The 25180-nt window shown below is 72.5% G+C and carries 17 protein-coding genes and 2 pseudogenes; 11 read left to right on the plus strand and 8 right to left on the minus strand.

The window, feature by feature from the left end:
- Positions 1-135: 135 nt before the first annotated feature.
- The 4 genes and pseudogenes from ACWCQ1_RS19555 to ACWCQ1_RS19570 all read right to left on the minus strand — a co-directional run bounded on the left by ACWCQ1_RS19555 (position 136) and on the right by ACWCQ1_RS19570 (position 3153).
- Entirely contained in the window at positions 136-1203 is a 1068-nt protein-coding gene (locus ACWCQ1_RS19555) for a glucose-1-phosphate thymidylyltransferase (protein WP_358607878.1), read from the minus strand.
- A gap of 97 nt (positions 1204-1300) precedes the next feature.
- On the minus strand, positions 1301-1480 hold the full coding sequence (locus ACWCQ1_RS19560) for a hypothetical protein (protein WP_358607881.1): 180 nt from the start codon (positions 1478-1480) through the stop codon (positions 1301-1303).
- A gap of 390 nt (positions 1481-1870) precedes the next feature.
- Positions 1871-2095, minus strand: a pseudogene (locus ACWCQ1_RS19565) (CBS domain-containing protein); the annotation flags it as partial.
- Between the two features lie 89 nt (positions 2096-2184).
- On the minus strand, positions 2185-3153 hold the full coding sequence (locus ACWCQ1_RS19570) for an alpha/beta hydrolase (protein ID WP_451026993.1): 969 nt from the start codon (positions 3151-3153) through the stop codon (positions 2185-2187).
- Positions 3154-3368: 215 nt separating this feature from the next.
- On the opposite strand from ACWCQ1_RS19570, the gene ACWCQ1_RS19575 reads away from it, so the two are divergent.
- The gene (locus ACWCQ1_RS19575; protein WP_358599308.1) at positions 3369-3824 is read left to right on the plus strand and encodes a MarR family winged helix-turn-helix transcriptional regulator; all 456 of its coding nucleotides are present in this window, start codon (positions 3369-3371) and stop codon (positions 3822-3824) included.
- On the opposite strand, the gene ACWCQ1_RS19580 is transcribed toward ACWCQ1_RS19575, so the two are convergent.
- Positions 3811-6261 (minus strand): SpoIIE family protein phosphatase, encoded by a 2451-nt coding sequence (locus ACWCQ1_RS19580; RefSeq protein ID WP_165954829.1) that lies wholly within the window; start codon positions 6259-6261, stop codon positions 3811-3813. The genes ACWCQ1_RS19575 and ACWCQ1_RS19580 overlap by 14 nt on opposite strands.
- A gap of 196 nt (positions 6262-6457) precedes the next feature.
- Between ACWCQ1_RS19580 and lanKC the strand changes: the two genes are divergently transcribed.
- The 4 genes from lanKC to ACWCQ1_RS19600 all read left to right on the plus strand — a co-directional run bounded on the left by lanKC (position 6458) and on the right by ACWCQ1_RS19600 (position 12872).
- Positions 6458-9025: a class III lanthionine synthetase LanKC gene (gene lanKC / locus ACWCQ1_RS19585; protein ID WP_451026994.1), complete on the plus strand. Its 2568-nt coding sequence runs from the start codon at positions 6458-6460 to the stop codon at positions 9023-9025.
- A gap of 74 nt (positions 9026-9099) precedes the next feature.
- Entirely contained in the window at positions 9100-9216 is a 117-nt protein-coding gene (locus ACWCQ1_RS19590; protein ID WP_030937754.1) for a SapB/AmfS family lanthipeptide, read from the plus strand.
- 91 nt (positions 9217-9307) lie between these two features.
- Positions 9308-11014, plus strand: a complete 1707-nt coding sequence (locus ACWCQ1_RS19595; protein WP_451026995.1) for an ABC transporter transmembrane domain-containing protein — start codon at positions 9308-9310, stop codon at positions 11012-11014.
- Positions 11007-12872: an ATP-binding cassette domain-containing protein gene (locus tag ACWCQ1_RS19600; RefSeq protein WP_451026996.1), complete on the plus strand. Its 1866-nt coding sequence runs from the start codon at positions 11007-11009 to the stop codon at positions 12870-12872. The genes ACWCQ1_RS19595 and ACWCQ1_RS19600 overlap by 8 nt, the downstream gene beginning before the upstream one ends.
- Here the strand turns inward: ACWCQ1_RS19600 and ACWCQ1_RS19605 are convergent.
- Positions 12795-13415 (minus strand): annotated as a pseudogene (locus ACWCQ1_RS19605) (LuxR C-terminal-related transcriptional regulator); the annotation flags it as partial. The gene ACWCQ1_RS19600 and the pseudogene ACWCQ1_RS19605 overlap by 78 nt on opposite strands.
- 226 nt (positions 13416-13641) lie before the next feature.
- Here ACWCQ1_RS19605 and ACWCQ1_RS19610 point away from each other — a divergent pair.
- A complete protein-coding gene (locus ACWCQ1_RS19610; RefSeq protein WP_358599297.1) occupies positions 13642-15786 on the plus strand; it encodes a PP2C family protein-serine/threonine phosphatase in 2145 nt (714 codons plus the stop codon).
- Between the two features lie 218 nt (positions 15787-16004).
- Here the strand turns inward: ACWCQ1_RS19610 and ACWCQ1_RS19615 are convergent, their stop codons facing one another.
- Positions 16005-17405, minus strand: a complete 1401-nt coding sequence (locus ACWCQ1_RS19615; RefSeq protein ID WP_451026997.1) for a S1 family peptidase — start codon at positions 17403-17405, stop codon at positions 16005-16007.
- A gap of 190 nt (positions 17406-17595) precedes the next feature.
- Between ACWCQ1_RS19615 and ACWCQ1_RS19620 the strand changes: the two genes are divergently transcribed.
- The 5 genes from ACWCQ1_RS19620 (at position 17596) to ACWCQ1_RS19640 (ending at position 24642) form a co-directional block, all read left to right on the plus strand.
- A complete protein-coding gene (locus ACWCQ1_RS19620; RefSeq protein WP_358599291.1) occupies positions 17596-18009 on the plus strand; it encodes a PaaI family thioesterase in 414 nt (137 codons plus the stop codon).
- 454 nt (positions 18010-18463) lie between these two features.
- Positions 18464-18679 (plus strand): type A2 lantipeptide, encoded by a 216-nt coding sequence (locus ACWCQ1_RS19625; protein WP_133043658.1) that lies wholly within the window; start codon positions 18464-18466, stop codon positions 18677-18679.
- Between the two features lie 119 nt (positions 18680-18798).
- Positions 18799-19605 carry an HlyD family efflux transporter periplasmic adaptor subunit gene (locus ACWCQ1_RS19630; RefSeq protein WP_358599288.1) on the plus strand — a complete coding sequence of 269 codons (807 nt, stop codon included), beginning with the start codon at positions 18799-18801 and terminating at the stop codon, positions 19603-19605.
- The gene (locus tag ACWCQ1_RS19635; RefSeq protein WP_451026998.1) at positions 19602-21824 is read left to right on the plus strand and encodes an NHLP family bacteriocin export ABC transporter peptidase/permease/ATPase subunit; all 2223 of its coding nucleotides are present in this window, start codon (positions 19602-19604) and stop codon (positions 21822-21824) included. Before ACWCQ1_RS19630 ends, ACWCQ1_RS19635 begins: the two co-directional genes overlap by 4 nt.
- 1 nt (position 21825) lies before the next feature.
- Positions 21826-24642 carry an NHLP bacteriocin export ABC transporter permease/ATPase subunit gene (locus ACWCQ1_RS19640; protein WP_451026999.1) on the plus strand — a complete coding sequence of 939 codons (2817 nt, stop codon included), beginning with the start codon at positions 21826-21828 and terminating at the stop codon, positions 24640-24642.
- Positions 24643-24649: 7 nt separating this feature from the next.
- Here the strand turns inward: ACWCQ1_RS19640 and ACWCQ1_RS19645 are convergent, their stop codons facing one another.
- Positions 24650-25177: an SRPBCC family protein gene (locus ACWCQ1_RS19645; protein WP_358599279.1), complete on the minus strand. Its 528-nt coding sequence runs from the start codon at positions 25175-25177 to the stop codon at positions 24650-24652.
- Positions 25178-25180: the final 3 nt, after the last annotated feature.

The raw sequence follows: 25180 nt of genomic DNA on the forward strand, positions 1-25180 counted from the left end.
CCGGGGCTCGCGGCGGGGCTCCAGGGCGATCATCGTGCCGACGAACCTACCTCTGTACGCGCTGTGAGCCAAGCTGTTCCGCCCAATCATGCCTTCTTCATGAAACTCGTCGGCCACCTCGTGTCGAGCCGCCCTTCACCGACGGATCTGCACCTTGCTGTGGTCGCCGAGCACGAGCCGGTGGGCGCTGGGCACGCTCGGCGCCGGTGTCACCTCGACGTGCCGGCCGATGAGGGAACTCTCGATCCGCCCCACTCCGACGATCGACGAATCCCGCAGGACGATGGAGAACTCCAGCTCACTGTGGGTGATCCGGCAGTTCTCCGCGACCGAGGTGAAGGGGCCGACGTAGGAGTCCTCGACGACGCTGCCCGCGCCGATCACCGCGGGCCCGACGATCCGTGAGCGCACGACCCGCGCGCCCTCCTCCACCACGACCCGGCCGATCGTCTCGGACTCGACGTCCACCTCGCCGTCGATCCTGGGCTCGATGCCCTCCAGGACGGTCCGGTTGACCTCGAGCATGTCGACGACGTTGCCGGTGTCCTTCCAGTAGCCCTCGATGACCGTGCAGCGCACGTCGGCACGGGTGTCGATGAGGTGCTGGATGGCGTGGGTGATCTCCAGTTCGCCGCGCCAGGAGGGCCGGACGGCGCGTACCGCCTCGTGGATGAGCGGGGTGAACAGGTACACGCCGACGAGGGCGAGGTCGCTCCTGGGGTGCTCCGGCTTCTCCTCCAGACCGACGACCTGGCCGGCCGCGTCGAGTTCGGCGACGCCGAAGGAGCGGGGATCGGCCACCCGGGTGAGCAGGATCCGGGCGTCGGGCCGGCTGTCGCGGAACTCCTCGACGAGAGCGGTGATGCCGCCGACGACGAAGTTGTCGCCCAGGTACATCACGAAGTCGTCGTCCCCGAGCCAGTCGCGGGCGATGAGCACCGCGTGGGCCAGCCCGAGGGGCCGTTCCTGGGGGATGTAGGTGATCTCCAGGCCGAACTTGGAGCCGTCGCCGACCGCTTCCTCGATCTCCGCGGCGGTGTCGCCCACGACGACACCGACCTCGGTGATCCCGGCGGCGGCGATGGATTCCAGGCCGTAGAAGAGCACGGGCTTGTTGGCCACGGGGACCAGCTGTTTGGCCGAGGTGTGGGTGATCGGCCTGAGGCGGGTACCGGCACCGCCGGACAGCACGAGAGCCTTCATCTGTCCGAGCCTAGTGTCGGCCGCTGTACGGCGACCGTCGGCCAGGTGGCCGGTTGTCCACGTCGTGACGCTCGTCGGCGCTGGTCCGACGGGCCGCTCAGTCCTCGCCCCGCACGATGTTCCCCTCAGGCCCGCACTGGTCCGTTCGGGTGGTCCCGGCGTCGAGGACGGCCGGGACGCAGGTGCGCAGGGCGTCCTTCCCGCGCAGTCGCCGGGCCTTCGACCAGCCGGTCTCGGGGCGGGGGAGTACGGCCTTCTCACTCGTCTGCGTCGTCACGACGGTTCATCTTCCTTCTTGCCTCGTTTCCTCCCGGAGCGGGTCCCCGGCGGCACGGGCCCCAAACGCCACGCTGACGGCCCACAGCAAGGCGTGGCGCGAAGGTGCCGCAGCGCCACGGCGGTAGCGTCGCCGCGGCCGCCGGAGGAGGACGATGACGCACCTGTCGGAACATTCCGAACATTCCGCCCGGGAGGCCGGTACCTCCGCCCACGGGCTCGGCGCCTCGCTGCTGCGCTGGACCTCGACGACCGATCACAAGGTGATCGGACGCCTGTACATGGTCACGGGCTTCTGCTTCTTCCTCTTCGCCGGACTGCTGGCGCTCGCCATGCGGGCCGAACTGGCCCGCCCGGGGATGCAGTTCATGAACGAACAGACCTACAACCAGCTGCAGGCGCCGGCCACGGTGGTCTGCTCGGGGTCGCCGCCCTCGGCGAGCGCGCGCACGACGAGGTCGCGGTCGGTGACCAGGCCGCGCAGCCGGTCGCCGTCGGTGACCAGGACGGCGCCGAGGTCCTGGTCGCGCATGAGGCGGGCCACCGCGGTCACGGAGGTCTGCGGCTCCACCGTGACCGGGTCGGCGGTCATGATGTCGCTGACGTGCTGGGGCATGGGGTACCTCTCCTTCGCCTGGGGATCGTTGTCCGGACGGCGACGCGGTCGTCGCCGTCCGGGCCCCGGGTACCCCGGTGCGGCGGTGGTCAGGCGGTGCCGAGCGCGGTGCGCAGGGTGGCGACGGCCTGGTTGATGGCGGCCTCGGCGGCATGGGTCTCGCGCAGGGCGTTGAGCATCACGAAGTCGTGGATGACGCCCTGGTAGCGCACGGCGGTGACCGCGACCCCGGCCTCGCGCAGCTTGTTGGCGTAGGCCTCGCCCTCGTCCCGCAGGACGTCGGCCTCACCGGTGATGACCAGGGCCGGGGGCAGCCCGGCCAGCTGCTCGGTGGACGCCCGCAGCGGGGACGCGGTGATCTGCGCCCGCTCGGCCTCGTCGGTCGTGTACTGGTCCCAGAACCACCGCATGGCGTCCCGGCGCAGGAAGTAGCCCTCGGCGAACTGGTCGTAGGAGGGGGTGTCGAAGCTCGCGTCGGTCACCGGGTAGAACAGCACCTGCTGGACGAGGGGGACGTCACCGCGCTGCTTGGCCATGAGGGTCAGCGCCGCCGTCATGTTGCCGCCCACCGAGTCGCCGGCCACGGCGATGCGGGAGGCGTCCAGTCCCTTGGTCGAGCCCTGTTCGACGACCCAGCGGGCGACGGTGTAGTTCTGCTCGATGGCGACCGGGTAGCGGGCCTCGGGCGAGAGGTCGTACTCGGGGAAGACCACGGCCGCACCCGCGCCGACGGCGAGTTCGCGCACCAGCCGGTCATGGGTGTGGGCGTTGCCGAAGACCCAGCCCGCGCCGTGAATGTAAATGATCACCGGCAGGGTGCCGGTGGCCCCGGTGGGCCTCACTATGCGCGTGCGGACCTGGCCCGTGGGGCCGCCGGAGACGGTGATCCACTCCTCGTCGACCGCGGGCTTGGCGATCTCGCCGGACTGAACCTCATCGACGGTCTTGCGGCCGTCGACCGGGCCGAGGTCGAAGAGGTACGGCGGGTTGGCGGTGGCCTCGGCGAAGGCCTGGGCGGCGGGTTCGAGGACGGGACGGGGTGCAGTGGTGCCGGTCATGGCGGCCTCCTCGGTCGGGTACCGCGGGCAGGCTCCGGCAGGGTCACCGGGCCGGATGTGCGGCACAGCAGGAGAGTAGAGCTCGATTAAGTCGTGCGCAACTAATTCGCGCTCGCTTTGCATGTGCACGACTAATTTGAGGGCGATACAATCGGACGAACCCGAACGTTAGAGTGGTGATCGTCATCACCAGCACCGCACCCGGGAGGCGTGCCGTGAGCCGAACCGCAGCGGAGCCGAGCGAGGGATCGCTGCTCCTGGACGATCAGCTCTGCTTCGCGCTGTACGCCGCCTCCCGCGCCGTCACCGCGCGCTACCGCCCGCTGCTGGACGAACTCGGCCTGACCTACCCGCAGTACCTGGTCATGCTCGTGCTGTGGGAGCAGGACTCGATCTCCGTGCGCGAGCTGGGCGCCTCGCTGCAGCTGGAGTCCAGCACCCTGTCACCGCTGCTGAAGCGGCTGGAGGCGAACGGTCTGCTGCGCCGGGAGCGGCGCGCCGAGGACGAGCGGTCCGTCGCCATCCGGCTCACCCGCGAGGGCGCGGACCTGCGGGAGCGGGCGCGCTCGGTTCCCGTGGCCATCGGTGACGCCATGGGACTGACACCCGAGCAGGACGCCCTGGCCAAGCAGCTGCTCCGGCTGATCACGGCCAACGTCACGGACGGCTGACCGACAGCTCGGCCCAGACCTGCTTGCCGCCGCTGACCGGCACCGCCCCCCAAGTCTCCGACATCGCCTCGACCAGCAGGATGCCCCGGCCGCCGGTGGCCTCCCAGCCGATGCTGGTCGCCTTGACCGGCGTACGGGGCGAGGTGTCCGCGACCGACACACGCAGCCGGTTGTCGAGGAGGGTGAGATCCAGGCGGACCTGGCCGTCGGTGTGCACGAGGGCGTTGGTGACGAGTTCGGACACGATGAGCAGGATGGTGTCGATGTCGTCCCGGGGCACGCCCCAGGTACGCATGGTGCGGCGGGTGAAGCGGCGGGCGTGTCCGACGGCCTCGGGGACGCGCCAGATCGTCCAGCTCTCGCGCAGCGGGCGCAGCGTCATGCCGTCGTAGCGCAGCAGGAGCAGGGCGATGTCGTCGTTGCGCTGGGCGTTGTCGAGCAGGGCGTCGGCGACCAGACCGAGGTGGGCGGGGTCGGACACGGACAGTTCGTGGGCCAGCCGGCCGATGCCGATGTCGATGTCGGCGTCGGCGGACTCGACGAGGCCGTCCGTGGTCAGGGCGATCACCGTGCCGGGCCGCAGGCGCAGCACGCTGAGCGGGAAGTCGGCCTGGCTGACGACGCCGAGCGGTGGGCCGACGTCCGTGTCGGGCACGTCGGTGGTGCCGTCGGGATGGCGCACCACGGGCGGCAGATGGCCTGCGCGGACGTACCAGGCGGAGCCCTCCTCCATGTCGACGTCGACATAGCAGCAGGTCGCGAAGAGGTCGGTCTCCATGTCGGTGAGCAGTCGGTTGGCGTGGGAGACGACGACGTCCGGCGGGTGTCCCTCGACGGCGTAGGCGCGCAGGGCGGTGCGCATCTGGCCCATGAGGGTCGCGGCGGCGGTGCTGTGGCCCTGTACGTCGCCGATGATCAGGGCGACGTGGTTGTCCGGCAGCGGGATCACGTCGTACCAGTCGCCGCCGACCTCCAGGCCGGCCGTGGCGGGCAGATAGCGGGCGACGGCGACCGCGCCGGGCAGCGTGGGCAGGCGGCGCGGGAGCAGCTGGCGCTGGAGCATGCCGACCAGTTCGTGCTCGGCGTCGAAGGCGTGGGCGCGCATCAGGGCCTGTCCGGCAAGGCCGGCGGAGGCGGTGAGCAGGGCGCGTTCGTCGGGGCCGAAGTCGTGCGGGGCGTCCCAGCCGATCAAGCAGGCGCCGGCCATGCGGTTGCCGGCCGGCAGCGGGAGCACGGCCAGGCCGCCCGGGCCGACCTCGGCGAGCGCGGGCTCCAGGGCCGTGCCCACGGGCCAGATCTGGGCGCGGCCCTCGCGCAGGGCGGAGGCGAGGGTGGGCATGGCCCGCACCGGCGCGTCGGGCCACTCGCTGCGCCACTCCAGGCGCCACAGCTCGGGCCAGGACTCCGGCTCGGGCGGGTCCAGGACGGTCACGATGAGCCGCTCGCCCTCCAGTTCGGCCAGCGCGATCCGGTCTGCCCGCAGCGGCTTGCGCAGCGCGGAGACCACGGCCTGGCTGACGTCCCGGACCGTGCCGGCGGTGGCCAGGGCGGCGGCCAGCCGCTGGACGCGGGCCACGTCGGTGACGTCGGAGCGCAGCTTGGAGGCGTCGGCGACGGTGCCGACGAGCCGGGCGGCCCGGCCCTCGCCGCCGGGCAGCAGCCGCCCGCGCAGCCGCAGCCACTTCGGCGGCCCCGAGGGCTGCAGCACCCGGAACTCCAGCTCCCGCTCGCCGATGGACATGTGGTCGGCCTCCACCACCGACATCAGCGAGGGCAGATCCTCGGGCACCGTCAGGCCCAGCAGGGTCTCGACCTTGCCGTCGAACTCGGCGCGGGTGAGGGCGAACAGCTCCAGGATGTCGTCGCCGACCTCGACCCGGCCGGAGTCCATGGCGAGGCTGAAGGAGCCCGTGGGCAGCTCGCCGCTCTCGGCGGCGCGGGCCGGGGCGGGCGGTGCGACGGCGTCGGCGATCAGCTCCAGACACTTGCGGTCCTCGGTGTCGAACCCGTCGGGCCGCTCGCTCACGGCCAGCAGACAGCCGCCGCCGTCGCACCCGCGCGCGGGCAGCACCGCGAGGAAGAAGTCGCCGGCCGGTGTCCGCCGCGCCTGGGCGCCCTCGGCGAGTTCCTCGGGCCCCAGCCACACCGCACCGCCCGAGCGATGGGTGTCCGCGACCGGGGAGTGCCCGGCACGGGGATAGCTGTCGCGCAGCCCGAACAGTGTCCTGGGTACGCCCGCCGACTCCAGCAGGCACAGGGCGTCGCCGTCCTCGGCGGGCGTGTACAGCGCGGCGAAGGCCGCACCCGCGAAGACGAGCGCCTGTTCCAGGATCCGGTGCACCCGCTCCTGCGGGCCCGGATCGGAGGCGAGCGCTTTCAGGGCACCTTCGGCACGCAGCGTCCTCGTTCTGCGTCCGTCGCCGCCCTCAGTGACCACGTCCGCAATTACAGCGCGTATGAGAGTGGCGCGCAGCCCCTGTGAGCGTTCCGTGGAGGTCACAAGGCGTGTCGAGTCGAAAGGGGCCGAACATGTCTTGACGCATGCGTACCGCACGGTGACCTCGTGACACGGGTGACTGTCCACGGCCGTGCCCCGGCTGGAAGTCTCGATGCCGGGCCACGGAAGGGGATCCATGGACAAGCGGTACGAGGTGTACGCCCTCGCGGACAGACACTTCTACGACACGCCGGACCGGCTCGCCACTGCCGGTGAGCAGGGCACCGCCCTGTTCGCGACGGCCCGCCGCGAGGTTCCCGAGGGCTGGGACGCGGCGCGGATCGGGGACTGGCTGACGCTGACGCCGCTTCGGGCGGACGGCAGTCCGGTGGCCGGCCCGGCGCAGGGCTGGAAGATCCACGCCTCGGCCACCCGGGAGAACGCCGAGCACATCGCCGCGACCGTGTGGGACTACTGCGTACCGCGCCGTATCCCCTTCAAGTTCGTCCCCGGACCGCATCTGCTGCACCTGCGCAACACCAAGTACGCGGGCCGCGACAACAGCGGCAAGTTCGTGACCGTCTACCCGGCCGACGAGGAGCAGCTGCACCTGGTGCTGCGCGAGCTCGGCGCCCTGCTCAAAGGCTGCGAGGGGCCGTACATCCTCACCGATCTGCGTTGGGACGACGGCCCGCTCTACGTCCGCTACGGCGCCTTCGCGCGCGCCTTCACCGTCGACGAGCGGGGCTCGCTCGTACCGGCCGTGCGGGACGGCGAGGGCCGGCTGGTGCCGGACCGGCGGGCGCCCTCCTTCCAGGTGCCGGAGTGGGTGACACTGCCGGACTTCCTCGCACCGCATCTGGCGGCGCGCAACACCACGACGGTGGGCGATCTGCCGTACCGCATCGAGAAGGCGCTGCACTTCTCCAACGGCGGCGGGGTCTACGCGGGCACCGACACCCGGGACGGGCGCAGGGTCGTCCTGAAGGAGGGACGGCCGCACGCGGGGCTCGCCTCCGACGGGGCGGACGCCATCGCCCGCCTGGAGCGGGAGAAGGCGGCGCTGGAGCAGGTCGCGGGGACCGGTGTGGTGCCCGAGGTGCGGGACTGGTTCACCCTGGGCGACCACCGGTTCCTGGTCATGGACTTCGTCGAGGGGCGCCCGCTCAACTCCTTCTTCGCCGAACGTCATCCGCTGCTCACCGCGGATCCCGACCCGCAGGCCGTCGCCCGGTACACCGAGTGGGCGGTGCGCGTCCACGGGGCGGTGGAGCGGGCGGTGGAGGCCGTGCACGCGCGCGGGATCGTCTTCAACGACCTGCACGTCTTCAACATCATGGTCGCGCCGGACGAGGAGTCGGTCTTCCTCATCGACTTCGAGGCGGCGGCCCCGGCGTCGGAGAACGGCCGCCAGGTCGTCGCCCACCCGGGCTTCTTCGCCCCGCCGGACCGCACGGGGGCCGACGTCGACCGGTATGCGCTGGCGTGCTTACGCCTCGCGCTGTTCCTGCCGGTGACCACCCTGTTCGTGGTCGACCGGGGCAAGGCCGCCCATCTCGCCGAGGTCGTCGCGGAGCAGTTCCCGGACCTGCCGCGGGAGTTCCTCGACGAGGCGGTCGCGGAGATCACGCGCGGCGCGGGCAGCGCGGCACCGGCCTTCGTACGGCCCGGGGACTGGCCGCACAGCCGGGACTCGATGATCAAGGCGATCCTCGCCTCCGCCACCCCGGAGCGCGACGACCGGCTCTTCCCCGGCGACATCGCCCAGTTCTCCGACGGCGGCGGACTCGGGCTCGCCCACGGCGCGGCCGGGGTGCTGTACACGCTGGCCGAGACCGGCGCCGAGCGCTACGAGGAGGGCGAGCGCTGGCTGCTCGCGCACTGCGACCCGCCACCGGCCGGCACCCCGCTCGGTCTCTACGACGGTCTCGCGGGCGTCGCCCATGTCCTGGACCGGCTCGGTCACCGGCAGCGGGCGCTGGACCTGGTCGAGGGCATCCTCGCGGAGAAGTGGCAGAACCTCGCCTCCGACCTGCAGGGCGGACTGGCCGGTCTCGGCCTGGTCCTCGGCGAACTGGCCGACCGCACGGGCGAGTCGGTGCTGGGCGAGCGGGCCGCCGAGGCCGCGGACATCCTCCTGCGGCGGCTCGCCGAACCGCTGCCGGAGCAGCGCCGGCGCCGGGCCGGGCTGCTGCGGGGCGCGACCGGACCCGCGCTGTTCCTGCTGCGGCAGTACGAACGCACCGGTGACGAGCGGCTGTTGGAGGCCGCCGGCGTAGCACTGCGCCGGGACCTGGACTGCTGTGTGGTGCAGAAGAGCGGCGGCGGACTGGAGGTCGACGAGGGCTGGCGGACCCTGCCCTACCTCGGCGACGGCAGCGCCGGGCTCGGCATGGTCCTCGACGACCATCTCGCGCACGCCTTCGACGCCGGGTTCGACAAGGCCCGCGCCGGCATCCTGACCGCCGCCACCTCACGCTTCTACGCGCAGCCCGGCCTCTTCCAGGGCCGCGCCGGAATGATCCTGCACCTCGGCCGCACCACGGCACCGGGCGCGAACGAGCGACGGCTCGCCGAGCAGATCGCCGGCCTGGGCTGGTACGCGATGGCGTACGAGGGCCAACTGGCCTTTCCCGGGCACCAGATGATGCGGCTGTCCATGGACCTCGCCACCGGAACGGCGGGCTGTCTCCTCGCGCTCGACGCCGCGAGCGGGGGCCATGCCCACCTGCCGTTCCTGCCGCCTCCGAGGCGGCCCACATGACGCGGCTCCGCAACCTGACGGAGTCGTGACCCAACCCCCGTCCCCACGGGTGGACACCGAAGGAAGGACACGAAATGGCACTGCTCGACCTGCAGACGATGGAGTCCGACGAGCACACCGGCGGCGGTGGCGCCAGCACGGCCAGCCTCCTCTCCTGCATCAGCGCCGCGAGCGTTCTGCTCTGTCTCTGACACACCTCGTGTGTTCACGGCTCCGGGCGGTCACTCCCTCCGAGGGAGGGGCCGCCCGGGGTCCTGAGCACCCCTACGACCCTGGGGCGGTATGACGACGACGTCGACATGTGCGGACGCCGGCCGGCCCATGCCCCTGACCGGCCTCGCGACCCGGCACGGCGCGGCCCGCTGCGTGGCCCTGTGCCTGGTCGGCGTGGCCTCGACCGGCGCCGGTCTGCTGCTGCCGGCCGTGCTCGGCCGCACCCTGGACCTGCTGCTGGCCCACGCCCCCGCGACCCGCTGGGTGCTCACCTGTGCCGGGCTCGTCCTGGCGGCGGCCCTCCTCGACGCCGCCGAGACCGTGCTCAGCGGCACCCTCGACGCCCGTACCACCGCATGGCTGCGGCGCCGCCTGACCGGACACGTCCTGGCCCTCGGTCCGCGGGCCACCGCCCGCTTCGGCCCCGGTGACCTCGTCGCCCGGCTGGTGGGCAACGCGGCGCAGGCCGGGACGGCGCCCGCCGCCCGCGCGGCACTGCTCGCCGCGTTCGCCGGGCCCGCCGGCGGCATGGTGGCCCTCGGCCTGATCGACCCCTGGCTGGTGGCGGTGTTCCTCGTCGGGGCGCCGGTGCTGACCCTGCTGCTGCGCGCGCTCGCCCGGGACACCACCCGCTGTGTGGCGGAGTACCAGCGGGTGCAGGGACGGATCGCGACCGCGCTCGCGGAGGCGGTGGAGGGGCATCGCACGGTCAGGGCGGCCGGTACGGCGGACAGGGAGGCGGCGCGGATCCTGCGCCCGCTGCCCGAGCTGTCCCGCGCGGGCCGGCTGATGTGGCGGGTCCAGGGGCGGGCCGCCGGTCGGGCGAGCGCCGTGGCACCGCTGCTGCAACTCGGCGTCGTCGCGGTCGCCGGAGTCCTGCTGGTCCGGCACCGGCTGACCGTCGGCGAGGTGCTCGCGGCCTCCCGGTACGCGGTCCTCGCGGCCGGCGTCGGCGTCCTCGTCGGACAGTTCGCGAGCCTGGCCCGCGCGCGGGGCGCCGCCGAACGCGTCGACGAGGTCATGGCGCAGCCCGCGCCCGTCCACGGCGAGCGCCGGCTGCCGCCGGGGCCCGGCCGGCTGGAGCTGCGAGGCGTCACGGCCCGGCGCGGCGGACGGACCGTGCTCGACGCAGTCGACCTCGTCGTCCCCGGCGGCAGCACGCTGGCCGTGGTCGGCCGCTCCGGCACCGGCAAGTCCCTGCTCGCCGCGCTCGCCGGACGCCTGGCCGACCCCGACGCCGGGGAGATCCTGCTGGACGGCGTCCCGCTGCGCGAGCTGTCCCACGACGCGCTGCGCCGAGCCGTCGGCTACGCCTTCGAACGTCCCGCCCTGCTCGGAGCAACCATCGAGGACGCGATCGCCCTCGGTCTGCCCTCCCCCTCGCCCGCCCGCGTGCGGGAGGCGGCCCGGACGGCCCACGCGGACGACTTCGTGCGCCGGCTGCCGCACGGCTACGCCACCCTCTGCGCGGACGCCCCCCGCTCCGGGGGCGAGTCCCAACGCCTCGGCCTGGCACGGGCGTTCGCCCACGACGGGCGACTGCTCGTCCTCGACGACGCCCTCTCCAGCCTCGACACGGTGACCGAGTCCCGTATCACCGAGGCCCTCGTCTCGCCCGGCTCGGGCGGCACCCGGCTCCTCGTCGCCCACCGCGCGGCGACCGCGGCACGTGCCGACGCGGTCGCCTGGCTGGAGGGGGGCCGGGTGCGCGCGGTGGGACCGCACGCGCAGCTGTGGCGCGATCCGGAGTACCGGGCGGTGTTCGGGGATGGCTGACGGCGTCGTGCGGAGCGGGCTGCGCTTCCTCCGGGTCCGGTGGCGGGTCGTCGTGGGGCTCGCGGCCTGGTCGGTGCTGGAGACGGGGCAGACGTTCCTGACCGGGTACGCGCCCGCGCGGGCGCTGGACGAGGGGTTCCTGGCCGGGCGGACGGACGTGGGGCTGGTCTGGCTGGCGCTCGCCGGGCTGGGCGTGGTCGTGGGCGCCTACGGGACGGCGCGCGTCTACGGGGCCGTCGCCGCGCTGGTCGAGCCGCTGCGGGACCGGCTGGTGGAGCGGGTGGTCGGGCGCGGGGTGCGGGAGGCCGACGGCGGGGCGCTGTCACGGCTCACCCAGCAGGTGGAGATCGCCCGGGACACCTTCGCCGGGCTGGTCATGGTGTCGCGGTCGTTCGTGTTCACCGCGGTGGGCGCGCTGGCCGGGCTGTTCTCCCTCGACCCGCTCCTCCTGCTGGTCGTCGGGCCGCCGCTGCTGGCCGGTGTGGCCCTGTTCGCGGCGACGCTACGGCCGCTGGCGCGCCGGCAGGAGGCGTTCCTGACCGCCGACGAGGAGCTGGCGGACCGTCTGGGCGCCGTGTGCCCGGGGCTGCGGGACGTCACGGCGACCGGCGCCGAGCAGACGATCGCCGCCGACACCGCGGAACGCGTCGACGCCGAGTTCCGCGCCGCCCGTTCGCTCGCCCGCTGGGGCGTCCTGCGGGTCGCCGCGCTCGCGCTCGGCGGCCAGCTTCCCGTCGTCCTGCTCCTGGCGTCCGCCCCCTGGCTCCTGGCTCACGGCGTCAGCACCGGAGCCCTGGTCGGCGCTCTCGCCTACACCACCCAGTCGCTCCTGCCGGCCCTCCACAGCCTCGTGCACGGCCTCGGCACGAGCGGCTCCCGCCTGACGGTGGTGCTGCGCCGGCTGACGTCGGCCGGGGAGGGCGAGGTGCCCGACACACGCCCCCGTACTCCCGCCGGCGAGGACACGTCCCCCGCCCACGAGTCCCCCGCGCTGTCCCTCGCCTCCGTCACCTTCGCCTACGGTCCCACCGCCGCCCCCGTCATCCAGGACCTCGACCTCACCCTGCCGCCCGGCGCCCACCTGGCCGTGGTGGGGCCGAGCGGGATCGGGAAGTCGACGCTCACCGCGCTGGTCGCCGGGCTGCTGGAGCCGAGGTCCGGTTCCGTCCGGGTCTTCGGGGAGCCGGTGCCCTCGGCCGGGGCCGCCGCGCGCCGGGTGCTCATCCCGCAGGAGGCGTACGTGTTCACCGGGACCCTCGCCGAGAACCTCGGATACCTGCGGCCCGAGCCCGTGCCCGAGGCGGAGCTGCTCGCCGCCGCCGAGGCGGTGGGGCTCGCCCCGCTGCTCGACCGGCTCGGCGGGCCCGGCGCCCAGGTCGATCCGGCCGCGCTGTCCGCGGGGGAACGGCAGCTGATCGCGCTGACCCGGGCCTATCTGTCGCACGCCCCGCTCGCCCTGCTCGACGAGGCCACCTGTCATCTGGACCCGCAGGCGGAGGAGCGCGCGGAGCGGGCCTTCGCGCAGCGGCCCGGCGGCACGCTGGTCGTCGTCGCCCATCGCATCAGCTCGGCCCGGCGCGCGCGGCGGGTCCTGGTGCTGGACGGACGGGGCACCGCCTGCGGATCCCACGACGAACTGGTGCGGTCCTCGCCCCTGTACCGGAACCTGGTCGGCAGCTGGGCGCCCGTGCCGGCGTCAGAGCCAGCCCTCACCCTGCGAGATGCGGATCGCGTCGATGCGGTTGCGGGCGCCGGTCTTGCGGGTGATGGCCGCCATGTAGTTGCGCACCGTCCCGTTGGACAGGTGCAGGCTCCCGGCGATCTCCGCGACGGAGGCGCCCTCGGCGGCCAGGGATAACACACTCAGCTCACGCCGGGTCAGCGGCATCTCCGCCGCCTTGAGGAAGCCGAACCCCAGCGAGTCGTCGACGAAACGTTCCCCCTCGGCGACCCGGCGGATCGCGCGCACCAGGCGGTCCGGCGAGCCCTCCTTGTCGACATAGCCGAGCGCCCCCGCCTCCGCCGCCCGTTTCAGCAGCCCCGGCCTGCTCGCGCTGGCCAGGACCAGGAGTCTCGGCGGGATCCCGTCCCGGTCCCGGCGACTCAGTTCACCGAGGAACGGGACACCGCATCCCTCCGTACTCTCCAGGTCCACCGCGCAGATGTCGGGCCGCAGGGCGCGCAGCCTGGCGGGCGCCCCCCGCCATGTCGTGTCCTCCACCCCCAGATCCGGTTCCCGGCGCAGCCACTCCGCCAGGACCGAACGCATCAGACACTCGTCGTGCACCAGAAGTACGCGGATCACTGCCCGTCCCTCAGATTCGTCCGACTCGTCCATGGTGTTGAGCGCGTGCCCATTGTTGGCGGCCCGCATCATCCGTGGGCGCGAAGAACCGGCCATCAGGGTGCGCGGGGGCGCGCACGGGGCGCCCGCACGCCGCCGCGCGCAACGACTGGGGTGGCATGGTCCGGGCCCCAGGGGGTACGCGGACGTTCTTCACCGAGTCGCGGTTCCGCCTGCCCGTCTTCGGGCCGCGCGGACGCGACGGCCCCTCGCTCGCCGTGCGCGTCCGGTCCGCAAGGGGCAGATTTGATCCCTGGGACCCGCCGCCGAGCCGTGCGAGGAGGTGGTCGGCGTGTCCGACGGGCAGGGGGCCGCCCAGACGCCGGCGACCGTGCGGACGCGGGTGGGGCGACCGCTGCTGTCGCTGGCGCTCGCCTCGATGATGGACGAGGTGCACGCGCACGCCGGCGCGGTGTATCTGCTGGCGGCCGGTGAACCGGTGCTGGAGATGGCCGTGATGGCGGGATTGCCGCGCGCGTTCGCGGCGCCGTGGGAACGGGTGGGGCTGAGCGCGCCGATCCCGGTCGCCGACGCGCTGCGCGAGCGGCGTCTGGTGTGGGTGGGCGGCGAGGAGGACATGGCGGCCCGCTACCCCCGGATCGCCGTGGTGCTGCCGTACCCCTTCGCGCTGGCCGCCGTACCTGTGGCGACCGAGTCGACGGCCTACGGCGCCGTCTTCGTGACCTGGCCCGGCTCCCACCCGCCGGAGCTGTCGGACCGGGAGCGCGAACATCTCACGGCGGCCTGCGACCGGCTGGCGCTGCGGCTGGAGCGCGCCCTCCAGGAGAGCCGTCCGCCACTGCCGGAGCCCGATCTGCTCGCCACGCCGGTGGTGGCCGGGGCGGCCGGCACGCTCGGCACCGTGGAGGCGGCGCGGATGGTGGCCAGGCTGCCGTACGGGCTGTGCTCCCTGGACCTGAACGGCCGGGTGGGCTTCGCCAACGCGGCCGCGGCCGAGCTGATCGGCGTCCCGGTCAGCAGACTGCTGGGCAACCAGCTCTGGGCCGCGGTGCCCTGGCTCAACGACCCGGTCTACGAGGACCGTTACCGCGCGGCGCTGCTCAGCCAGCACACGACGTCGTTCGTGGCGCTGCGGCCGCCCGGGGACTGGCTGTCGTTCCGGATGTATCCGAGTACGACCGGGCTGAGCGTGCGGGTGACCCGGGCGCGGGCGGTCACGGAGATGAACCGGGCAGGTCCGCAGCCCGGCGACGCCTCGTCCCGGCTGGTCACCATCTCGCAGATGCTGACGCTGGCGGGGGCGCTCACCGAGGCGGTGGGGGTGCAGGACGTGGTGCAGCTGGTCGCGGACGAGATCGCGCCGGCCGTCGGCAGTCAGGCGCTGGTCGTCCTCGGTTCCGAGGCGGGGCGGCTGCACGTGCTGGGGCATCGCGGGTATCCGGACGAGCGGATCGTGGAGCGGTTCGACGGGATGCCGCTGGCCCGGCCGACACCGGGCACGCACGCGCTGGCCACCGGGGTGCCGGCGTTCTTCGCCTCCCGCGAGGAACTGGAGCGGCTGTACCCGGACGTACAGGCACCTCCGGGCGGCTTCGAGGCCTGGGCCTACCTTCCGCTGATCGCGTCCGGCAGGCCGGTGGGCACCTGTCTGCTGGCCTATGCCGAGCCGCACCCGTTCCCCGCGGACGAGCGGGCGGTGCTCATCAGCTTGGGTGGTCTGATCGCGCAGGCCCTGGAGCGGGCCCTGCTGTACGACGCCAAGCACCGGCTGGCGCACGGCCTGCAGCAGGCGCTGCTGCCGCACTCGCTGCCCTCGCTGCCCGGCGTCGAGGCGGCCTCGCGCTATCTGCCCGCCACCCAGGGCATGGAGATCGGCGGCGACTTCTACGACCTGGTGCCCACGCAGGGCGTGGCGGCCGCGGTGATCGGGGACGTGCAGGGGCACAACGTGACCGCGGCCGGGCTGATGGGCCAGATCCGCACCGCCGTGCGGGCGTACACGACCGTGGGGCAGGCTCCGGAGGAGGTCATGCGCAGCACCAACCGGCTGCTGATCGATCTGGGCGCCGACCTGTTCGCCAGCTGTCTGTATCTGCGGCTGGATCCGGGGCGCGGGCGGGCCGTGATGGCCCGGGCCGGTCATCCGCCGCCGCTGCTGCGCCGTCCGGACGGGCGGGTACGGGTGCTCGATCTGGCCGGCGGTCCGCTGCTCGGCATCGACGGCGCCGCCGCCTACCCGACGACGGAGGTGGGCCTGGCACCCGGCTCGGTGCTCGTGCTGTACACCGACGGGCTGATCGAGTCGCCGGGCGTCGACATCGAGGACGCGCTGGCGCACCTCGGGGAGCGGCTCGGCGAGGCCGGGGAGCTGCCGCTCGAGGAGCTGGCCGACCATCTGGTGCGGCACGACGACGGCACCCGCGAACGGCTGGACGACGTCGCGCTGTTGCTGCTGAGGGCGCGCTGAGCCCGCGGACGCGGTGCGGGACGACGTCCCGTCGCGTCGTGCGGTGCGGTCGGTCAAGCGGACCCGATTCCCCGGTCGCGGCCCCAACGACCCTCGCCGGAGGCCCTGTTGAGGCTTGTCGGGCCGGGACCGGCGGTGGTCGCACAAGCGGTGCGGCCCGGCCCTCCCGCCGGAGGGCCGGGCCGTCCACTGTCGACCGGAACCGCGGGTTGGGCCGATCAGCGGGTCTGGGTGAGCGACGAGCCGTCGTTCGCGCCGGTCCCCTGGTCGCCGGTGCCGGACTGGTCACCGATACCCGACTGGTCGCCGACCCCGGACTGGTCGCCGGTGCCGTCGGTGGCCGTCGCGGACGGGTCGGCCGTACCGCCCACCGCGTCGCCGCCGCCCGCCTGGTCGCCGGCGCCGGTGCCGTCGGTCGCGGAGGCGGAGGGGTCGGCCGCGCCACCCTGGTCGCCGGCGCCCGCGCCGCCGTTGCCCAGCGTGGCGCCCGTGGCCTGCAGGGCCGTGGTCACCGGCTGGAAGAAGGTCTCGCCGCCGGCGGTGCAGTCACCGCTGCCGCCGGAGGTCATGCCGACCGCGCTGCCGTCCTGGGTGAACAGCGAGCCGCCGCTGTCGCCGGCCTCGGCGCAGACGTTGGTCTGGATGAGTCCGGTGACCGTGTCCACGCCGCCCGGGTTGGTCTCGCTCTGGAAGTTGACCGTGGCGTCGAGGCCGGTGACCTGGCCGTCGTGCAGGCCCGTGGTGCTGCCCATGCGGAAGACCTGCTCGCCGACGGTGGCGTCCGCGGCCTGCGTGATCTGGACGGTCTGGCCGTTGCCGACGTTGACCTCGCTGGCGGCCTGGGTGTTGGGGTCGTCGTACTTGACCAGGGAGAAGTCACCGTCGCCGGGGAAGGTGGCCTGGTCCACGGTGGCGATGGGCTGGCCCGTCTCGGAGTCGGACCACTGCTTGGCGGCCACTCCGCAGTGACCGGCGGTCAGGAAGGCCGGACTGCCGTCGCTCGCAGTGACGTTGAAGCCGAGGGAGCAGCGGACCGTGCCGCCCTCCGCCTGGGCGAAGATGGCGTCGCCGCCCGACACCAGGGTCTTGAAGGTGCCGGAGGTCTTCTTCACCGACGCCATGTCGGCGCCGAGGCTCTTGACCGTCGACGTCAGTCGGTCCCACTTGGCGCCGGTGACCGTGCTGTCGGCCGTGACGGCGAGCTTGTTGGTCTTCGGGTCGATCGCCCACGCCGTGCCCGGGATGGTCGCCTTGGCCTTGAGGGTCTGCGCCCCGGCCTTCAGCGCGGCGAGGCTGTTCTTGACCTCACGAACCTTCGCGCCGGCCTTCTCCGCCTGCACCACCACGTTGCTGTCGCCGGATATGACGTTGACGACGAGCTGCTGGCTGCCCGAGTCGTAGTACGAACCGGCGAAGGCCTGACCGAGCAGCTGCTGGAGCTGCGCGGCGAGACCCGAAGCGTCCGTCGCCTTCAGGGTCTTGGGTGCGACGGCGGCGCCGTTCGACGATCCGTCCTGTGAGGCCATGGCGTTGGGCAGGAGGATTGCGGCCGCGCCGAGCGCCACGACGCTGCCCGCCGCGATCGCGGCCTTACGCTTCGGAATTCGCTTGTGACTCAAACTTCTCGACCTCCTGGGGGGACCGGAGTCTTTGCCGCCGTTCGGCAGCTGTTCTGTTCTGGCGCCTGGATGGCTGTTGGTACGCAGGGGCCGCGTGGTGCGTTCAATTCCGTTTGCCAACTCTCTTTGCCGGAAGCCGAATCGGCCATGACCCGCGTCTGACGCAGCGGCACGGGGAACAATCGCCCATATGACGATGACGACCGCCGAAGCCGACAAGATCCTCTCCGTCAACTTCGCCCCATGGGTGCTCGACCTCGGCCTGCGTGTCGAAGCGGTGGGAGACGACCGGGCCATCCTGCGTCTGCCCTGGTCGGACCGCTTGTCGCGGGAGGGCGGAGGGCTGTCGGGGCAGGCACTGATGGCCGCCGCGGACACGGCGACGGTGATCGCGGTGTCCGCGGCGCGCGGGGCGTACGGGCCCATGACGACGGTTCAGCAGTCGACGTCGTTCCAGCGCGTGGTGTCCGGTTCGGATGTCCTGATCGAGGCGGTCCTGAGCAAGCTCGGCCGGCGCATGGCGTTTGCAGACATCACGATGACCGATGGGAACTCCGGCGAGATCGCCGCTCGGGCGAGCACGATCTACGCGCTTCTGGGCTGACACGTTCCGCAGTCGGCCGGTGACGGCCCGTCGTGAACAACGCGCCGAATCCCGGCTCCCGAGAATCTGCACATTGAATACTCAACGAAGTCACGGCGGGCGAAGGTTCTGCACAAGCGCGCCCACCCCCCATGCCATTGCGACGGGAGTGTCGGATTCACCTGACGATCAGCAAGACCCGGGACGAGCCGATGCGGTGACGCATGTGAAGAACCTGCCACCGAGCCGTGCGCACTCCTGCACGGATCGGTGGTCCTGGGACTCAAGTTGCCTGGTGAGGCGGTTGGTTGATTGGAAGCCCGGACCCGCCGCGTGCTTTGATCCATCGCACCGCGGGAGCCGCGAAGGGCTCCGGAGACGGACGCCCGGCACCCGCGGTCCGCGGTCGTCGCTCTGTCCCCAGAGGGGTGCCGCTCCCCCCTTATGAGATATCCATGTGAAGGGAAGTTCCATCATGAACTCCACCCCCCAGGTTGAGACCGTCGAGATCTCCGACGCCGAGCTCGACAACGTCTCCGGCGGTCTGTCCGTGAACGCCCTCGGCACCGTCACCGGCCTGGTGGACGGCATCGCCCCGGTTTCCGGCCTGGTCGACACGGCTGTCGGCACCGTCGAGGGTGTCACCGGCCTGAACACCGCCCCGGTCACCAACCTGGTCGCCGGTCTCTGATCGCACCTCCTGTGATCGTGAGTCCCGGAGCCGTTCGCCGGCTCCGGGGCTTGTCGTTGTCGTGAACCAGCCGGCTCACCGAGCCGGTCCTTCCTCGTTTTCAGGTGAGGGAAAGTCCCGTGCAGTTCCGCCAACAGGCCCTCGCCAAGCTCCAGTCGCCGGAGGAGCTCGACCTCCCCGTGCGCTTCGCCCGGCCGCAGGGCTGGCTCGCGCTGTCCGTGACGGTGGTCGCGGTGGCGGCCGCCTCGGTATGGGCGGTGACCGGCTCGGTGGCCTCCACGGTCAGCGCGCCCGCCATCCTCACCCATGGCCAGGGCAGTTACATCCTGCAGAGCCCGGTCGCCGGCCAGGTCACCGCCGTGCTGGCCGAGCAGGGCGAGCGACTGCCCGCCGGCTCCCCCGTCCTCAAGGTCAGGACGGCCCAGGGCGACACCGTCGTCCGCACGGTCGCCGCGGGCCGGATCACCGGGCTCGCCGCCACCATCGGGCAGATCATCCAGACCGGCGCGAACGTGGCCGCCGTGGAGAAGGTCGCCCACGCCTCCGACCCGCTGTACGCCACGGTGTACGTGCCCGCCGAGAACGCCGCCTCCATCCCCGCGCACGCCGAGGTCGACCTGACCGTCTCCTCGGTGCCCACCCAGACGTACGGCGTGCTGCGCGGGCAGGTGAAGTCGGTGGACCGCTCCGCCGAGTCGGCGCAGCAGATCGCCGCGTTCCTCGGGGACAGCCAGTTGGGCGAGCAGTTCACCAAGAAGGGCCGCCCGGTGGCCGTACTCGTGAAGCTGGACAAGTCGTCGGCGACGAAGAGCGGTTACCGGTGGTCGTCCAAGGACGGCCCGCCGTTCGGCCTCACCTCCATGACCATGGCCTCGGGCTCGATCCGGCTGGCCGACCAGCGTCCCGTCGATTGGCTGCTGCCGTGAGCACCGCACAGGAGACCCGGAGCAGGCGCCGCTCCGCTCCGCCCAAGCGCCCGGTCCCCAAGGGCAGGGCGAAGACCGTCCGTACGCCGACGGTCCTGCAGATGGAGGCCGTGGAGTGCGGCGCCGCCTCCCTCGCCATGGTGCTCGGCCACTACGGCAGGCACGTCCCGCTGGAGGAACTGCGCATCGCCTGCGGTGTCTCCCGGGACGGCTCGCGTGCCAGCAACCTGCTGAAGGCGGCCCGCAGTTACGGCCTGACGGCCAAGGGCATGCAGATGGACACGGCCGCCCTCGCCGAGGTGAGGACCCCGGCCGTGCTGTTCTGGGAGTTCAACCACTACGTCGTCTACGACGGCATGGGCCGTCGCTTCGGCAGGCGCGGTGTCTTCATCAACGACCCCGGCAAGGGCCGCCGTTTCGTGCCGATGGAGGACTTCGACGGCAGCTTCACCGGTGTCGTGCTGGTGATGGAGCCCGGCGAGGGATTCATCCGGGGCGGCCGCAGGCCCGGCGTCCTCGGCGCGATGCCCGCCCGGCTGCGCGGCACGGCGGGCACCATGCCGGCCGCGGTGCTGGCGAGCCTGCTGCTCGTCCTGGTCGGGGCTGCGGTGCCGGCGCTCAGCCGTACCTATATCGACATGTTCCTGATCGGCGGGCAGACCTCGCTGCTGGGGGTGCTGTTCGCGTCGATGGGCGCGTGCGTGCTGTTCACCGTCCTGCTGACCTGGCTGCAGCAGGCCAACCTGCTGCACGGCCGCATCATCTCCTCCACCCTCTCCAGCGCCCGTTTCCTGCGCCATCTGCTGCGGCTGCCGGTGACGTTCTTCGCCCAGCGCAGCCCGGCCGACCTGGTGCAACGGCTGCAGTCCAACGACCAGGTGGCCGAGACCCTGGCCCGCGACCTCGCGGCGGCGGGCGTCGACGCGGTGGTCGTCGTCCTGTACGCCGTCCTCCTCTACACCTACGATCCGCAGCTGACCTTCGTCGGCATCGGCGTCGCGCTGCTGAACATCGTCGCAATGCGGGTCGTCATCCGGCTGCGGGCCACCCGTACGGCCAAGCTGCGCGCGGACAGCGCCCGGCTCACCAACACCGCGTACACGGGCCTGCAGTTGATCGAGACGATGAAGGCGACCGGCGGCGAGGACGGCTACTTCCGCAAGTGGGCCGGACAGCACGCCACGACGCTGGAGGAGCAGCAGCGGCTCGGGGTGCCGAGCGCCTGGCTGGGCATGGTCGCGCCGACTCTGGCCTCGCTCAACAGCGCGGTGATCCTGTGGGTCGGCGGCATGCGCGCGGTCGAGGGCGGCATCTCGGTGGGCCTGCTGGTCGCCTTCCAGTCCCTGGTCACCCGCTTCACCGCCCCCATCACCCGCCTCAACGGAGTCGCGGGCCGCATCCAGGACTTCGCCGCCGACGTGGCCCGCCTGAAGGACGTCGAGAACTTCCAGGCCGACCCGCTCTACGGGCGTCCGGGCGCCGGTGACTCCACGCGCCGGCTGCACGGCCATGTCGAGCTGCAGAACATCACCTTCGGCTACAACCCGCTGGACAAGCCGCTGCTGACGGGCTTCGACCTCACGGTCGGCCCGGGCCAGCAGGTGGCCCTGGTCGGTGGCTCGGGCAGCGGCAAGTCGACCGTCTCCCGCCTGATCTCGGGTCTGTACTCCCCCTGGGAGGGCGTGATCCGCATCGACGGACAGCGCCTGGACGACATCCCGCGCGGGGCGCTGGCCGCCTCCGTGTCCTTCGTCGACCAGGAGGTCTTCCTCTTCGAGGGCTCGGTCCGCGACAACGTGGCGCTGTGGGACCCCTCGATCCCGGACGACGCCGTGATCGACGCGCTGCGCGACGCGGCCCTGTACGACGTGGTGACGCGCCGGCCCGGCGGCATCCACAGCAAGGTCGAGCAGGACGGCCGCAACTTCTCCGGCGGTCAGCGCCAACGCCTGGAGATCGCACGGGCGTTGGTGCGCCGGCCCAGCATCCTGGTCCTTGACGAGGTGACCAGCGCGCTGGACGCGGAGACCGAGCAGGTCGTGATGGACAACCTGCGCCGGCGCGGCTGCGCCTGCGTGGTGATCGCGCACCGGCTCAGCACCGTGCGCGACAGCGACGAGATCGTCGTCCTGCAGCACGGCACGATCGTGGAACGCGGGCGGCACGAGGACCTGGTGGCACGCGGCGGCGCGTACGCGGCGCTGGTCAGGGAGCGATGAGATGACGACCGCACACCAAGGCGACCTGGTACTCGGCGCCCTCGGCTCCCTGGGCAGCCGGATCGGCTGCTCGGGCCTCACCCGGCTCGATCTGGAGGGCCCGCAGGTGCTGTGGCTGGTCGCGGCCGGCAGCCTGGACCTGTTCGCGGTGGACGCCGTGCAGCAGGGCCACTGGCACCACCTCGGCCGGCTGGAGGCGGGCTCACTGGTCCTCGGCCCGGTCCTCGGGCCCCAGCACACCCTGGTCGCCCGTCCGTTGCGCGACTGCGTGGTCCACCGCATCGGCCTGCGCGAGCTGTACCAGACGGCCGACACCCAGACCTGGTCCTACGACGCGTACGGCAACCCGCAGTACGTCCCCCCGACGACCAGCCCGCTGGAGTACGCGCTCGCGCTCGGTGTCGGCCGCGGGCTGTCCGTCCTCTTCCAGGCGCCGATGGCGACCGACCGGGCCACGGAGGTCACGGACGACGACGTGTTCTGGATGCAGGTGCCGCCGGGCAGCGTCCAGTACGGCTCGCTGTACGGCGCCGAGGCGGCGGCCGACCTGCTGATGGACCCGGCGGTGTGGCAGAGCATGGTCGACCAGCAGTACCGGCTGCTCACCACGCTGGACCGTTGGATCGAGCAGGTGGAGCGCACCCACGAGACCCGGACGGCCGCCGGGATCAAGGCGGGTGAGGCCGTCCGCGCCCAGGCCGACCGGACACTGCTGGCCTCGATCGGCAAGTCCTCCGCCCAGCGCGCGACGTCCGCCGACGCCGACGCGAGCTACGCGGCGTGCAAGCTCGTCGCCGAGGCGGCCGGCATCCAGCTCGCCGACCGCGCGCAGAGCGGAACGGGAAGCGACCGGCTCGACCCGGTGGAGCAGGTGGCCGTCGCCTCCCGGGTGCGCACGAGGGCCGTACGCCTCGACGGCCACTGGTGGCGGGACAACATCGGGCCGCTGGTCGGACACCGCGCCCTGTCGGGTGCGCCGGTCGCGCTGCTGTGGCGGCGCGGCGGCTATGTGGCCGTCCATCCGTCGACCGGACGCGAGACCCCGATCGAGAAGGCCAACGCGGAGGAGTTCGAGCCGCGTGCGGTGATGTTCTACCGTCCGCTGCCCGACCGGACGTTGAGCCCGCTGCGGCTGCTGCGGTTCAGCATGCGCGGCACCGGCGGTGACCTCATGAACCTGCTGGCCGGTGGTCTGGTGACGGTGGCGATCGGCGCGCTGGTGCCCATCGCCACCGGCAAGGTGCTGGGCGAGTTCGTGCCGAGGGCCCAGACGAACCTGATCGTGCAGGTCTGCCTCGCGGTGATGCTGACCAGCGTGGTGGCGGCGGCCTTCATGCTGCTGGAGAACCTCACCATCCTCCGGCTGGAGGGCCGTATCGAGGCCACCCTCCAACCGGCCGTCTGGGACCGGCTGTTGCGGTTGCCCACGAAGTTCTTCACCGAGCGTTCCACGGGTGAGCTGGCGAGCGCGGCCATGGGCATCAGCGCGATCCGCCGCATGATGGCGGGCATCGGACCGGTCGTCGCGCAGTCGGTGACCGTCGGCGCGATGAACCTGGGCCTGCTGTTCTGGTACAGCCCGTCGATGGCCATGGCGGCGATCGGCATGCTCATCGTCATCGCGGGCGCCTTCCTCGGGCTCGGTCTGTGGCAGGTGCGGTGGCAGCGCAAGCTGGTCGTGCTGAGCAACAAGCTCAACAACCAGGCCTTCCAGACCCTGCGCGGACTGCCGAAGCTGCGGGTCGCCGCGGCCGAGAACTACGCGTACGCGGCCTGGGCGTCGCAGTTCGCCCGCAGCCGGGAGCTGCAGCAGAAGGTCGGCCGTATCAAGAATCTCACCACGGTGATGGGCGCGGTCTATCTGCCGCTGTGCACCCTGCTGATGTTCATGCTGCTCGCGGGGCCCGCGCGCGGGGTGATGTCGGCTGCCGCGTTCCTCACCTTCAACACCTCGGTGACGATGCTGCTGACCTCGGTCACTCAGCTGACCGGCGCGTTCGTGTCGGTGGTGGCCGCGCTGCCGCTGTACGAGGAGATCAAGCCGGTGCTGGAGGCGACGCCGGAGGTGCGCACGGCGAGCACCCGGCCGGGTCCGCTGACGGGGGCGATCGAGGCGCGCCGGCTGTCCTTCCGGTACGCGGACGACGGGCCCCTCGTCCTGGACGACGTGTCCTTCGAGATACGCCCGGGTGAGTTCGTGGCGATCGTCGGACCGAGCGGCTGCGGCAAGTCGACGCTGCTCAGGCTGCTGATCGGCTTCGACAAGCCGGTCTCGGGCAGTGTCCTGTACGACGGCCAGGACCTGGCCGCGCTCGACCAGTCGGCGGTGCGCCGGCAGTGCGGGGTCGTGCTCCAGCACGCGCAGCCCTTCACCGGCTCGATCCTGGACGTCATCTGCGGCACCGAGCCGTACACGCCGGAGGAGGCGATGGCGGCGGCCGGGATGGCGGGGCTCGCCGAGGACATCAAGCGGATGCCGATGGGGCTGCACACCATCGTCTCGGGCAGCGGCGCGGTCTCCGGTGGCCAGCGTCAACGCCTCATGATCGCGCAGGCGTTGATCCGCCGGCCACGGATCCTGTTCTTCGACGAGGCCACCAGCGCCCTGGACAACGAGACGCAGCGCATGGTGATCGAGTCGACGAAGGCCCTGAACGCGACGCGGGTCGTCATCGCGCACCGCCTCTCGACGGTGCTGGACGCCGACCGCGTCATCGTGATGGAGGACGGCAAGGTGGCCCAGCAGGGCCCGCCCGCACAGCTGCTCGCGGACACGGGCGGGCGGCTGCACGAGCTGGTGCGGCGGCAGATGGCCTGAGGCCGGGTCAGTCGAGGCCGGGAACGGGCGCCCCCGAGGGCACACCGGCTTCGATGTAGCCCTCGTAGAACTCCTTCCAGGGTTTTCCGGCCCCGGTGTGCGGCCCCTCGGACCGCTCGTCACGTGCCCTCGCGTCCAGGGCCGCCAGGCACACCTCCCAGCCGGCTCCGTTGCGGGCGGCGGTGTCGGTGGACTGGAGCACGTTGGTCAGGGTGAAGCGGGTGCGGCTGTCGTCCAGGGCCTCCAGGTCGAAGTGGAGTTCGTCGCCGCCCCACTCGAAGGAGAGGTGGCGCGGCTCGTCGAGGGCGAGCACCCGGCCCGTGGACTCGGGCATGTTCGGGTCGCCGGTGAAGGTGATCGTGCCGCCGGGGCGCGGGTCGATCTCGGCGCGGGACGGGAACCAGTGGGCGAGTTCCGCGGGGTCGGTGACGAACTGCCAGACGCGCTCGATCGGATGGTCGTAGACGCGGCTGAAGCGGACGGCCGGGCGGCCGTCGTCCAGGGTCAGATAGGTGCCGGTGAGATCAGCGGCCATGGT

Source organism: Streptomyces sp. NPDC002144, assembly GCF_053593695.1.

Excerpts from the sequence above, each read along its gene's own strand:
- ACWCQ1_RS19625 (WP_133043658.1), top strand. The coding sequence starts at position 18,464 with ATGAACTCCACCCCCCAGGTTGAGACCGTCGAGATCTCCGACGCCGAG.
- ACWCQ1_RS19555 (WP_358607878.1), bottom strand. The coding sequence starts at position 1,203 with ATGAAGGCTCTCGTGCTGTCCGGCGGTGCCGGTACCCGCCTCAGGCCG.
- ACWCQ1_RS19640 (WP_451026999.1), top strand. The coding sequence starts at position 21,826 with ATGACGACCGCACACCAAGGCGACCTGGTACTCGGCGCCCTCGGCTCC.
- ACWCQ1_RS19620 (WP_358599291.1), top strand. The coding sequence starts at position 17,596 with ATGACGATGACGACCGCCGAAGCCGACAAGATCCTCTCCGTCAACTTC.
- ACWCQ1_RS19645 (WP_358599279.1), bottom strand. The coding sequence starts at position 25,177 with ATGGCCGCTGATCTCACCGGCACCTATCTGACCCTGGACGACGGCCGC.
- ACWCQ1_RS19595 (WP_451026995.1), top strand. The coding sequence starts at position 9,308 with ATGACGACGACGTCGACATGTGCGGACGCCGGCCGGCCCATGCCCCTG.
- ACWCQ1_RS19570 (WP_451026993.1), bottom strand. The coding sequence starts at position 3,153 with ATGACCGGCACCACTGCACCCCGTCCCGTCCTCGAACCCGCCGCCCAG.
- lanKC (WP_451026994.1), top strand. The coding sequence starts at position 6,458 with ATGGACAAGCGGTACGAGGTGTACGCCCTCGCGGACAGACACTTCTAC.
- ACWCQ1_RS19590 (WP_030937754.1), top strand. The coding sequence starts at position 9,100 with ATGGCACTGCTCGACCTGCAGACGATGGAGTCCGACGAGCACACCGGC.
- ACWCQ1_RS19600 (WP_451026996.1), top strand. The coding sequence starts at position 11,007 with ATGGCTGACGGCGTCGTGCGGAGCGGGCTGCGCTTCCTCCGGGTCCGG.